7 protein-coding genes and 1 tRNA gene are annotated in these 12,510 nt (G+C 70.6%); 6 read left to right on the top strand and 2 right to left on the bottom strand.

Features of this window, described 5'->3' with window-relative positions; translation table 11 throughout:
* Positions 1-18 precede the first annotated feature (18 nt).
* The gene (locus WBG06_RS21630; RefSeq protein WP_336739135.1) at positions 19-4,617 is read left to right on the top strand and encodes a S8 family serine peptidase; all 4,599 of its coding nucleotides are present in this window, start codon (positions 19-21) and stop codon (positions 4,615-4,617) included.
* Positions 4,618-4,738: 121 nt separating this feature from the next.
* Entirely contained in the window at positions 4,739-8,827 is a 4,089-nt protein-coding gene (locus WBG06_RS21625) for a S8 family serine peptidase (protein WP_336739133.1), read from the top strand.
* 60 nt (positions 8,828-8,887) lie between these two features.
* Here the strand turns inward: WBG06_RS21625 and WBG06_RS21620 are convergent, their stop codons facing one another.
* Positions 8,888-9,955 carry a helix-turn-helix transcriptional regulator gene (locus WBG06_RS21620; protein WP_336739131.1) on the bottom strand — a complete coding sequence of 356 codons (1,068 nt, stop codon included), beginning with the start codon at positions 9,953-9,955 and terminating at the stop codon, positions 8,888-8,890.
* Positions 9,956-10,099: 144 nt separating this feature from the next.
* Here WBG06_RS21620 and WBG06_RS21615 point away from each other — a divergent pair, with 144 nt between their 5' ends.
* The 3 genes from WBG06_RS21615 to WBG06_RS21605 all read left to right on the top strand — a co-directional run bounded on the left by WBG06_RS21615 (position 10,100) and on the right by WBG06_RS21605 (position 11,354).
* Positions 10,100-10,681 carry a hypothetical protein gene (locus tag WBG06_RS21615; RefSeq protein ID WP_336739129.1) on the top strand — a complete coding sequence of 194 codons (582 nt, stop codon included), beginning with the start codon at positions 10,100-10,102 and terminating at the stop codon, positions 10,679-10,681.
* Entirely contained in the window at positions 10,678-11,193 is a 516-nt protein-coding gene (locus tag WBG06_RS21610; RefSeq protein ID WP_336739127.1) for an RNA polymerase sigma factor, read from the top strand. The genes WBG06_RS21615 and WBG06_RS21610 overlap by 4 nt, the downstream gene beginning before the upstream one ends.
* A gap of 85 nt (positions 11,194-11,278) precedes the next feature.
* Positions 11,279-11,354, top strand: a tRNA-Glu gene (locus WBG06_RS21605).
* A gap of 54 nt (positions 11,355-11,408) precedes the next feature.
* Here the strand turns inward: WBG06_RS21605 and WBG06_RS21600 are convergent.
* The gene (locus WBG06_RS21600; protein WP_336739125.1) at positions 11,409-11,918 is read right to left on the bottom strand and encodes an arsinothricin resistance N-acetyltransferase ArsN1 family B; all 510 of its coding nucleotides are present in this window, start codon (positions 11,916-11,918) and stop codon (positions 11,409-11,411) included.
* A gap of 18 nt (positions 11,919-11,936) precedes the next feature.
* On the opposite strand from WBG06_RS21600, the gene WBG06_RS21595 reads away from it, so the two are divergent.
* Positions 11,937-12,509 (top strand): helix-turn-helix domain-containing protein, encoded by a 573-nt coding sequence (locus tag WBG06_RS21595; protein ID WP_336739123.1) that lies wholly within the window; start codon positions 11,937-11,939, stop codon positions 12,507-12,509.
* Position 12,510 lies beyond the last annotated feature (1 nt).

Genomic DNA, 12,510 nt, shown 5'->3' with positions numbered 1-12,510 from the left:
ACCCATCGAGGTGGATCTGTGAGTAGGACCCGGCTGAACTCCCGCAGCCACCGCGCGATCGCGGTGCTGGCGACCACCATGGCGATGTTCGGTGGGCTGCTGCTGACCGCGCCGACGTCGGCTGCAGCACCGGCCGCCGCGGCGGGCGAGGGCATCGTGAGGCTCGCGTCTGCGGCCGAGCGCCCGGCGAAGGACCCGGCGGCCAAGATCGAGAAGAAGCTCGCCACGCAGCTCGAGAAGGGCGCCGACGACTTCCTGGTCCGGTTCGATGACGAGGCCGACCTCACCGAGGCCAGCCAGAACACCGACTGGGCCGAGCGCGGAAAGGCTGTCGCGGACGCGCTGCGGGCACAGGCCGAGGAGAGCCAGGCCGAGACCCGCGCGCTGCTGCGCAAGCGCGGCGTGAGGTACCGGGCTTTCTGGGCGACCAACGCCATCCTGGTCAAGGGTGGCTCCAGCCGGCTGGCCCACACCCTCGCCGCCGAGCCGGAGGTCGAGGGCCTCTACGCGCCGCGTGCCTACGCGACTCCGGAACCGATCGAGACGAAGTCGGCCGTGCCGCAGTCGACCGACGCTGCGGTGGAGTGGGGGATCGCCGACATCCATGCCGACCAGGTCTGGTCGGACTACGGCGTCAACGGCCAGGGCATGGTCGTGGCCAACATCGACTCCGGGGTGCAGTACGACCACCCGGCACTGGTGTCGTCCTACCGCGGCAACAACGGCGACGGCACCTTCGACCACGACTACAACTGGATGGACGTCGCCGGTGCCGACTGCGCCGGGCCGTGCGACTCCGACGGGCACGGCACCCACACGATGGGCACGATGGTCGGCGACGACGCCGGCGGCACCGGCATCGGCGTCGCGCCCGGTGCGAAGTGGATCGCCGTCAACGGCTGCTGCCCGAGCGACACCGCGCTGATCGCCGCCGGGGAGTGGATCCTCGAGCCGACCGATCGCAACGGCGAGAACCCGGACGCGGCGATGCGGCCCAACGTGGTCAACAACTCCTGGGGCAGCGAGGCCCCGTCCAACGACCCGTTCATGGAGGACATCTCCAAGGCGTGGGAGGCCTCCGGGATCTTCAGCTCGTTCGCCAACGGCAACAACGGGCCGGGATGCGCCACCTCCGGCGCTCCGGGAAGCAGGAGCGTCAACTACTCGGTCGGCGCGTACGCGGTCAACCACACGATCGGCTCCTTTTCCAGCCGGGGCCCAGGCCAGGACGGCGAGATCAAACCGGCCATCTCCGCTCCCGGCGTGGCCATCCGCTCCTCGGTCCCCGGTGGCGGCTACGAGGTCTACAACGGCACCTCGATGGCGGCTCCGCACCTGGCCGGCGCGGTGGCGCTGCTGTGGTCGGCCGCGCCGGTGCTGGTCGGTGACATCCCGGCCACCCAGCGACTGCTCAACGAGACCGCGGTCGACACCGAGGACCTGACCTGCGGGGGAACGCCCGAGGACAACAACGTCTGGGGCGAGGGCCGGCTCGACGTAGCGGCGCTGTTCGCGCACGCCCCGCTGGGTGAGGCCGGCTTCCTCGGTGGCACCGTGACCGATGCCGACGGCGCCCCGATCGCCGGGGCGACGGTGACCGCCGAAGGCTCGTTCACGACCAGCCGCGACACGGCCGCCGACGGCTCCTTCCGGATGGCGCTGCCGGTCGGCAGCTACACCGTGAAGGTCGCCGCGTTCGGCTACACGACCCAGAAGGCGACCGGCGTCGAGATCGCAGCCCGGGCGTCCACCAGCCACGACGTCGAGCTGGCGAAGGCCCCGACGCAGCGGGTCTCAGGGAAGGTCACCGACGGCTCCGGACACGGCTGGCCCCTCTACGCGAAGGTCTCGGTTCCCGGCACCCCGGTGGCGACCTTCACCGACCCGGTGACGGGTGAGTACGCCCTCGAGCTCCCGACCGGGGCGGCGTACGACCTCACGGCCAGACCGGTCGGTGGCGGCTACCAGCCCGCGACCGCCACGCTGGACCCTGCCGGGACGACCGGCGCCGTCGACCTGGTCGCGAAGGTCGACCCGATCGACTGCGCCGAGGCGCTCGGCTACGTCAAGACACAGCCACGGATCGCGGTGGTCACCGACCTCCCCGACAAGTTCCGCGGCTGGTTCGACCAGCGCCGGATCGCCGTCGACATGGTCCGGCCCGGCCAGATCGCAGGGATCACCGGGTACGACGTCGTCGTCTGGGGCTACGCCTACACCGATCCTCGGCAAGGAGCCTTCACCGGCTTCCTCGCCCGGATGGACGCCGAGGGCACCGGTGTCATCTTCACCGACAGCCAGAAGAGCCCCTGGGGCGGTGTCACGGCGCTGGCGAAGTACGCCGGGGTCCCGACCTCGACCGGCGGCGCGGAAGCCGCGGCCGGGGAGACCGGCTATCTCGAGGCGGTCGCCGAGCACCCGGTGCTCGCCGGGGTGGAGGTCGGCGACCGCTGGGACCACGAGCCCGGGCTGCCCGCCTGGATGAAGTGGTTCAACGGGTACGAGGGCGACGGCCGACAGGTGCTGGCGACCGTCGGCTCCTCGACCGCGGGCACGCGCGGCGCCGCGATCGCGGTGCAGCAGCGGGCGGCCAGCCGGCACGTGCTGCTCGCCATGCACTCGCCCTACTACACCCGTGACATGGACGACTGGTCCGAGACCAGCGAGCTGGTCTTCGAGAACGCACTGGACTGGGCCAACGCCGAGGACGAGAACGTCGGCTGCCGTCCGGCGCCCGGCGGTCTGGTGATCGGGCAGGTCTCCGACAAGAACACCGGAGCCGGCCTGCCGGGTGCTCGGGTGAAGGCAGGCTCGGTCAGCGCCGCCTCGGTGGCGACCCCGGCCGACCCTGCTCTCGACGACGGCCTGGTGAGGTTCTTCGCGCCAGCCGGTGACCGCGAGGTCACCGCGACGCTGGCGGACTACCAGACCGCGACCGACGCGCTGTCGGTCGTCGCCGACGAGGTCGTCGAGACCGACCTGGCGCTGGCCGCCGGTCGGCTGAAGGTGTCGACCGACCAGGTCGCCGCGACCGTGCCGATCGGCGAGTCGACCGAGCTGAGCGTGACGGTGGAGAACACCGGCTCCGCCCCGGCCACCGTCCGGCTGGCCGAGCGTGACCGCGGCAGCGACCTCGCCATCCCGGAGGGATATCAGGCACCGCAGGCGACGATGACCGACCTCGGCACCGTCCGCACGCAACGTGCCGAGGTGACCCCGCTGCAGGACGTCGGCCCGCTCGACGGTGCCACGCCGCGTGGCTCCGAGTCCGCAGCCGAGACCCTCGCCGAAGGCTGGCAGACCCAGCCCGCGATGCCGCAGGGCACGGTCGACAGCGTCGCCGGGACGCTCGGCAACCGGCTCTACAGCTTCGGCGGCACCCTCGGAGCCGGTCCGATCGCCACGAGCTGGATGCTGGACCCCGACCAGGGTTGGCAGCGGATCGCGGACATGCCGCAGGCCAGGCAGCGTCCGGCGGGCGCGTTCGTGGACGGCAGGTTCGTCATGCTCGGAGGTTGGGCGGCCGGGGGCGATCCTGTCGCCCGGACACAGCTCTACGACCCGGTCACCGACACCTGGAGCCGCGCCGCGGATCACCCGGCACCGCTGGCAGCGTCCGGGACGGCGGTCCTCGACGGACGGATCCTGACCATCGGCGGGTGCGCCACCTCGTGCGACCACAGCGAGGTGTTCGCCTACGACGTGAGCGCAGACTCCTTCGAGAGGCTCGCCGACTACCCGGCCAAGGCCGGTTGGCTCAACTGCGGTGCGATCCGCGGCAAGGTCTACTGCGCCGGCGGCAGCAACGGCGCCTCGGCGGTCCGAGCCGCCTACGTCTACGACCCGGCGAAGGACGCCTGGTCGGCGGTCGCCCCGATGCCGGTCGCGCACTGGGGCTCCGGGGTCGCCGCGCAGGGCGGACGGCTGCTCGTCTCCGGCGGCATCGCCGGGGTGAGCATCACGACCTCCGGGTGGGCCTACGACCCGCAGACCGACGTCTGGACGGCGTTACCGAACGCGCCGACACCGGTCTACCGAGGCGCCTCCGCCTGCGGGTTCTACACGCTCGGCGGCTCGCCGAACGGCACCTCGGTGTCCACCCAGGTCTCGCTGCTCTCCGGACAGGGCGACTGCCTCGGCGCGGCGTCGGACGTACGCTGGATGGCGCTCTCGCCGGGGGAGATCACCCTCGCGCCCGGCGAGCGGGCCGAAGTGGCCATCGCTCTGGACGGTGCCGCGATCGCGCAGCCCGGTGAGCTGCGAGCGAGCGTACGCATCCTCGAAGACACCCCCTATCCGTCGGCCGGCGTCGAGGTCACCGTGACCACACCCGTGCCCAGCACCTGGGGCGCGGTGGTCGGGACCGTCAAGGGCGAGTCCTGTGGTGGGGAGACCGGACCGCTCTCCGGAGCGACCGTCCAGGTCGATGCCGGCGGGGTGCGCTGGACCGGTCTGACCGGCGCCGATGGCGCCTACCTTCGCTGGGTCGACACCACCTACAACCCGGTGCGGGTCTCCGCGCTGCGTGACGGCTGGACCGCTGCCAGCAGCGAGGTCAAGGTCCGGAACAAGGGCAGGGCGACGGTCGTCGACCTCACCCTCCGGCAGCGATGCTGATAATGCAGGGGCGACGCGGTGGCCGCGCCCTCGCCGGTTCTGCCCGGCCGACACCCCTGGCCGCCCCCCGCCGCCCCTCGGCCCACCATGTGAACGAACGAAGAACCAGGAGCACACCACCGTGAGTCTGTCGTGGCGCTCGGCCCGAGCCGCCTTTCCCCTCATCGCCGTCGCGGCGCTGGCCACACCGCTGGCCGGGTTCGCGCCCGCTGCCGGCGCCGCGGCGTCGCAGCAGTCGGCGGAGGAGATCATCGCCGCCCTCACCCCTGACCAGCGGCTGGCGCTGGACCAGCTCGCGGAGGTGGAGGTCCGGGGTCTCCAGGTCGACGACCCCGCGGTGCTGGCCGCGGACGAGCCGGTCGACGTCATCGTGTCGCTGGCACAGCCGCCGGCACGTACGGAACGGCTGCTGGCCGCGAGCAAGGGCCACGACCTGACCAAGGCGCAGGCGGCGGAGCGCGCGTCCGAGGCTCGGGAGAGCTTCCGGGGAGAGCTGGGCAAGACGTTCGGCAAGGGCTCCGGGGTCACCACCGAGGTGCGGCGCACCTATGACGAGGCGTTCAACGGGTTCAGCATGCGGGTCTCGGGTTCGGCCCTGGAGGAGCTCGCCGCGATCGACGGCGTCGCCTCCGTCTGGCCAGACGCCGAGGTGACCGCACTCTCCGCCCCCGGCGTCACGACCCACCTCGCTTCGGCGACCGACGGCCGTACGCAGGAGCAGATCGCCGCCGGTGTGCGCCGGCTGCACGAGGACGGCATCACCGGTGACGGGATCAAGGTCGGCGTCATCGACACCGGGATCGACTACCGGCACCCGGCGCTGCGCGATGCGTACGTCGGTGGCTACGACTTCATCGACGACGACGCCGACCCGATGGAGACCACGTACGCCGACTGGAAGGCGTCCGGACGCAGCGAGCTCTCCAACGGCAACGCCTACTACACCCAGCACGGCACGCACGTGGCCGGCATCATCGCCGGTCAGGACGCACCCGGTGCCGATCTCGGCGCCGCCGGGATCGCGCCCGACGTGGACCTCTACGCCTACCGGGTCCTCGGCCCCTACGGCAGCGGCTACACCCGCGACATCCTCGCCGCGATGGACCAGGCGCTCGCCGACGACATGGACGTGGTCAACATGTCCCTGGGTGCCGCGGTCAACGACGCCGGCAGCCCACAGGCGATGGCGGCCAACTCGCTCGCGCTCGCGGGCGTGGTCACCGTGATCGCGGCCGGCAACAGCGGCCCGGACGCCTACACGCTCGGCACCCCCGGAGCGGCGGCCCTGCCGATCACCGTCGGTGCCAACGACGTCCCGATGCGCCTGCCGTCCTACCTGGCGCACGTCGGCGACACCGCCATCGAGGGTCGCCTCCTCGCCCGCCCGCTGTCCAGCGACCCGACGGATGCGGTCGCCGGGACCCACCCGGTCACCGACGTCGGCACCGGTCAGCGTCGTGACTACACCGGCAAGGACGTCGCCGGCCATGTCGTCGTCGTCGACCGCGGCGCGATCTCGCTGAACGAGAAGGTGACGAACGCCGCCGACAACGGAGCTGTGGCGGTGCTGCTGGTCAACGACAAGCCCGAGGAGGGCCACATCGGCCACTACCTCGGTGAGTCCGACGACTTCGTCCCCACGTTCTCGGTGACCAGCGCGGACGGCGCCGCGATCGCGGCCCCGGTCGGCTCGGGCACGGCATCGGTCGACTTCACCGAGAACGGCACCTTCGTCCTCGGCGACGGCGGTCTGGCCGAGTTCAGCTCGCGTGGTCCGGTCTTCGGGTCCACCAGCATCAAGCCGGAGGTCACCGCCCCGGGCGTCAGCGTGCTCTCCTCGGTCCCGGCCTACATGGTGGACCGGCTCGACGTGGTCGGCGACGACTACCAGCACGCCTACGCCCGGCTCAGCGGCACCTCGATGGCCAGTCCCTACGTCGCGGGCGCCGCGGCGCTGCTGCTCGAGGAGGACCGCAGCCGCAGCCCCGAGGACATCAAGGTCGCCCTGATGAACACGGCGGCTCCGCTCAGCGGTGCCCCGAGCGTCTTCGCTGCGGGTGCCGGGCAGATCGACCCCTACCGGGCCGTACACGCCAGTAGTGCCGCCCGCGTCGCTGCCGAGGCTCCGTACGTGGGTCCGGGCGGGGTGACCTCCACCATGACCTACGACACCGGCGCGCTCGACTTCGGCACGCTCCGCCATGGGGAGGACCTCGAGGAGAAGACCCCGATCCAGCTCCGCAACAGCGGCGACGCGGTAGCCCACTACCGGCTCGACGTCGCCTTCACCGACGGCGACGACGCCGCCGACGCGGCGGCCAACAAGATCGCGCTCAGCATGCCCGAGACGGTCACGCTCGGACCGGGTGGGCAACGGCAGACCACCGCGACCCTGAGCGTGCCGGCCGAGGCCGAGGCCGGCTACTACGAGGGCCGGGTGACGGTCACCGCCGAGGAGACCGGGGAGCGGCTCACCATCCCGTTCGGGTTCCGGCTGGCCACGACCGGGCTCGCCGCGGTGGACATGATCAAGCCCGTCCTGAGCACCAACCAGGGCACCGGCGCTGGTGAGGCGGCCGGCGGCGAAGCGACGTTCTCGCTGCGCATCGACGGACAGCTGCGCTCCATCGACATCTTCGTGACCGACAAGCGTGGTGAGGAGATCGGCTATGTCGGCGCGATCAACACCGTCGGGCTGCTCGAGGGCGTCGACTACGGGCCGGCGGTGATCCTCGGCCGCTACTTCGACCTGACCGGCGACCCGCTCGCGCCGGTTGATCCGCGCAGCAAGTGGCTCACCGACGGCCACTACCGGCTCAAGATCGTCGGCAACGACGCCTACGGGGTCACCGACACCGTGACCCGCGACATCTACGTCGACACCAAGGCACCGACGTACGACGACGAGTTCGGGCCGCACGACTCGGCCGAGCCCCTGGTCGTCGAGCGCCCCGCGGACGCCACCGGCCGCGAGATCACCGGGACGATCCACGACGGTGAGATCGCCGCGATCCGGGAGGCGGGGATCGACATCGACGAGTCGGACAGCCGCATCCTGTGGTCGCAGTTCAACCCCAACGCACCCGACGGTTTCGAGAACGCCGACACCGAGGGACGAATCCGGGAGCAGATCACCTATCCGAAGGGACCGCCGGTCAGCCCGCTGTGGATCTGGCCGCAGGACGCCGCCGGCAACATGGGCGAGGCCCGTTTCGTGAACTTCGCCGACGAGGGCTACCCCTACCTGGTGACCGACGCGGATGCTCACGCTGCGGGGCCGGGCGACGTCGTCACCCAGACCATCAGGATCCACAACCTCGCTGACTGGACGGGGATCCGGGCCAGCTTCCGCTACGACGCACGGCTCGTGCGGATCACGTCCGTCACTCCGACCGAGGAGCTCGCGGCGCTGCAGCCGACGTCCTTCGACGTCACCGACACACCCAACGGCGGTTCCTCCTCCGGCAAGGTCGAGATCACGCTGCCGAAGCCGGTGACCACGGCGGCACTGCCGACGCTGAAGGTGACCTATGAGGTGCTCGACGGGCACTGGGCCGGGACCGTGGGGATCAGCGGCAACAGCACCAGCGGCACGACCTCGACGGGCACCCGGGTCAACGTCAACACCCAGTTCTACGGCACCGTCCGGATGCTCAACCGGACCGTCGCATTCAGCGCTCGGCCCGCGGCCGAGGCGCTGCTCACCCCTGGTTACGCCTTCGACAAGGACCGCGACTACAGCACCGCCGGGATCGAGGTCGACCTGATCGCACCCGACGGTGCGGTGACCGCGGTGACGGGTGACGCGACGGCGCGGTTCGCCACCAGCCTGCCGGTGACCGAGGAGCCCTACCGGCTCCAGGCGCGCGTGCCGGGTCACTTCACCTGGTACGAGGAGGTCGGCGGCGTCTTCCGCACCGAGGAGGGCATCGGCGGCGGCTCCTACTCCACCGTCCCGGCCCTGGTCGCCGGTGATGTGAACGGAGACGACGTCATCGACGTACGAGACGCGGCGGAGATCTACGCCGCCCGCGGGAGCGATCGCCGCGCCGCCGACATCGACTTCGACGGCGACGTCGACCGCCGCGACCTGGCCTGGGTGAGCCAGAACTACCTCAAGCAGAACACGACCGCGCCGACGGTCACCGCACCGCAGCTCAAGCACCGCGGGAAGTCGCTGGCCGACTACCTCGAGATGATGCCCGGCTGATTCTCGCCCAGACCCCAGGAGGCCCGTCGGATGAGTCCCGTCGGCCGGCGGGCTTCCTGGTCAGACCCAGTTGTTGCGCATCGCGTACCAGCCGAGCTGCACCCGGCTGCTGACCTCGGCGACGTCCATCATGGCCCGCAGGCGGCGCTGGACGGTGCGGGAGGAGGTGCCGAGCTGTTTGGCCATCGCCTCGTCGGTCAGGCCGGACAGCATGAGCTGCAGGACCAGGCGGTCACCGCTGCTGAGGTCGGTGCCCTCCCGCAGGTAGGGCCGAGAGCGACGCCAGGTGGCGTGGAAGAGCTCGGTTGCCAGGCGTACGAACGGCTCTCGGAACGTCACCGAGGTGTCCGTGTCGACCTGCATCATCGCGATCGACTCGTCGGCGATGGCGAGCTTGATCAGCTGCTGGTCGACCACGCGTACGTCGTGGCCCTCGGTCAGCCGCTCGTCCAGCGCGCGGACGGCGCTGGGCTCGGTGAGGAAGGCGGTGTCGACGATCACCCGGTAGCTGATGTCCGTGCCGGTCGGCACCGAGACGTTCTGCTCGTCGCCCGACGGCGACGACGGCGTCGGGGGAGGCGGCGGTGGGAGCGGCCGGGCGCGCGGTTCGGTGAACGTCAGCGGCACCGGCGCCACCACGTTCCCGCCGGTCTGGAACACCCAGATCGACCGGGTCGCGCTGCGCTCCAGCTCGAAGAGACGCTGCGCCTGTGCCTGTTTCCCCTCCCAGAGCTCGAAGAACTCCGGCGCGGCCGGTCGTCGTCGGTGGTAGGTCTGCACCAACGAGCTCAGCGCCGTCTCGGCCCGCAGCAGCTCGGACCGCAGCTGTCCCACCGCGGGCCCGAAAGCGACGTCCGGCGGCGTGACCGACCACGACGCGCCCTCGTCGAGACCGGGCGCGGCACCGTCGCCGAGGCGATGTCCTGAGCTTGTCGAAGGGTCCGCGATGTTCGGCACCCGAGTCACCAGGTTGCGGTCGCGCAGCGCAAGCAATGCCTCGAGAACTGCGTCCGCGCTCTCGCCGACGGCCTGGGCGATGTCGGTCGTCGTGGCCGAGGTCCGGCCGAGAAGGATGCCGTAGATCTCTTCCTCCAAGGCCGATGCCGACAGGCCCAGTTCACCCAGCATGGGGCCGAGCCTAACCGCCGGGCATCCCACCATCGGCACTCGATACGTACTTCGTCACAGGTCTGAGTTTCCCTGCAACGTTCGGGGTGCGAATGGCCAGGTAGGGGACGACACGTTACTTTCCGCCAGCGGTAGGAGGATCCGATGGACGATGACGAGCTCGAGGATCTGCTCAGGGCTTCTGCGCCACGGTTCGGTACGGTGGAGGACGGGCTCGCGCGACAGCTTGTCACGACCGTCGTACGCGACGATCCGCCTCTCGGGACCGGGCGACCGAGGCCGACCGAGCGGCGGCTGCGGCGGTCGATGATCATCGGCGGCGCAGCCGCGGGAGTGCTTGTGCTCAGCGCGGCCATGACGGGTTCGCAATGGATGATGAGCGCGCCGCCCTTCATGACGCTCGAGCCCGAGGGGCAGCGTGTCTACGAGCCGATCGAGTTCGTCGCGACCTGGGAGAACGGTGAGCAGCGCAACTGCCAGCTCTTCCTCGAATTCACGAGGCTCGATGACGACGAGCTCGAGAAGATCGCCGAGCATGTACGTACCAAGGACTGGAGTCGCTGGCAGGAGGACCTGAGCGATGCAGCCACTGATGACAGTCCCGATCTCAGAGACCGGTTGCTCACTGAGCTGCGCGGCGTGGTCCCTGGTCTGACCGGTTCATCGGAGTCGGAGACAGCACCGGCGGTCACCGGCTACGGCACGAGCTGTGAGGACGTCCGATGACAGCCGATCAGACCATCCCGGCCGCAGATCGGGCCGACGAGATCGAAGACTGGCTCGGCGTGATGGCGCCGATGCTGCTGGCCTACTTCCTACGCCGGGTGACGCCGCCCGACGAGGCAGCGGACCTCCTCGCGGAAGCACTGCTGGTGCTGTGGCGCCGAGCGGAGGCGATTCCGGCCGAGGACCGAGCTGCTCGGATGTGGGCGTACGGAGTTGCCCGGAACGTGCTTCGCGGTCATCGACGTACGAGCCGTCGCCGGTCTGCGCTCACGGAGAGGCTGCGTGCGGAGCTGGCATCGACCGAGGAGGTCGCGCACCCTGCGGACGATCGAGTGCTGGACCTACGGTCGGCCATCGAGCGCCTGAAGCCGATCGATCGGGAGATTGTCCGCCTGGTGCACTGGGACGGCCTCAGCCTCGTCGAGGCGGCTGAGGTGGTCGGCATGCGCGAGGGAACGGTGCGGAGTCGCTATCACCGCGCCAGGTCGGTGTTGCGGGGACAGTTGGGCTGAGGCGACGCCGATGCGTCGGTTCGGGGAGGTATCAGGTAATGTTTCGTCCTGCCTGCGGGGCCGAAAGGTCATCGCAGACGTGCAAGCCCCCGTCGTCTAGCGGCCTAGGACGTCGCCCTCTCACGGCGGTAACGCCGGTTCAAATCCGGTCGGGGGTACCACGCACAGAAGGGCCCCGAGTCACTGACTCGGGGCCCTTCGTCGTCGGTGGAGACTCAGAGATCCAGCTGCATCCAGGTGACGTCGTGCCAGGCGTCGAACTTCTTGCCGATCCGGCGGTACGTCCCGACCTCGGTGAAGCCGAAGGACCGGTGGATGCCGATGCTGGCCTCGTTCGGGATCGCGATCCCGGCCAGCGCGCGGTGGTAGCCGCGCTCCTTCAGGATCGGGAACAGGGCTGCGTAGAGCGCTCGTCCGGCACCCTTGCCGCGGCGCTCCTGGTCGAGGTAGATCGACACGTCGCAGGCCCAGCGGTAGGCGGCGCGGGTGCGGTGCTGGGTGGCGTACGCGTAGCCGATCACCTCGGGCCCGTTCTCGTCCTCGGTCTCCAGGACGAGCCAGGTGTGCTCGGCGAGGGCTGACTCGATGCGGCGCGCCATCTCCTCGGGTGTGGGTGGCTCGGTCTCGAAGGAGACGACGGTGTCGCGGACGTAGGGCTCGTAGATCGCCGCGCAGGCGGCGGCATCCGCGGCCGTCGCCTCACGGATGGTCCAGGCAGGGGGCATGTCTCCTATAGTAGTCGCGTGAGTGATGATAGTGACAAGTTCGGTGAGGCTCTGGCGTCCAACATCAGGTCGGCACGCACGTCGCTCGGGATGACCGTTGCGCGCCTCGCGGAGGTGTCAGGTGTTTCGCGAGCGATGATCGCGAAGATCGAGCGGGGCGAGGCACAGCCGACCGCGGTCCTGCTCACCCGGCTCTCGGGGGCGCTGGAGCTGACCCTGTCGGAGCTGATCGCGCGGGCTGAGGGGGACGCGGTGCGGCTGGCCCGGCGCTCGGAGCAGGCCGAGTGGACGGACCCCGAGACCGGCTACGTACGCCGCTCCGTCTCCCCGCCGGCGCGCGGGATCCTGGAGCTGGTCGAGGTGGAGTTTCCGGCCGGCGCGTCGGTGGCCTCGCCGGCGTCGGCGTACCACTTCAGGGAACAGCAGATCTGGGTGCTCTCGGGACATCTGCGGTTCGTCGAGGGTGACCTCGTCCACGAGCTGGACGCGGGCGACTGCCTGCAGCTGGGGCCGCCTGCCGACTGCGTCTTCGTCAACCCGACCGACCAGCCGTGCCGCTACCTGGTGGTGATCGGCAAGCGGCGCGGGTGAG

Origin of the sequence: Nocardioides sp. CCNWLW239, assembly GCF_037137035.1 — a bacterium.
Classification (GTDB): Bacteria; Actinomycetota; Actinomycetes; order Propionibacteriales; family Nocardioidaceae; genus Nocardioides.
Note: the sequence above shows the minus strand (reverse complement) of the source record. Positions and strands in the feature narration are given on the sequence as shown.

Coding starts and splice junctions, on each gene's coding strand:
- WBG06_RS21620 (WP_336739131.1), bottom strand. CDS start 9,955: ATGCTGGGTGAACTGGGCCTGTCGGCATCGGCCTTGGAGGAAGAGATC.
- WBG06_RS21615 (WP_336739129.1), top strand. CDS start 10,100: ATGGACGATGACGAGCTCGAGGATCTGCTCAGGGCTTCTGCGCCACGG.
- WBG06_RS21610 (WP_336739127.1), top strand. CDS start 10,678: ATGACAGCCGATCAGACCATCCCGGCCGCAGATCGGGCCGACGAGATC.
- WBG06_RS21600 (WP_336739125.1), bottom strand. CDS start 11,918: ATGCCCCCTGCCTGGACCATCCGTGAGGCGACGGCCGCGGATGCCGCC.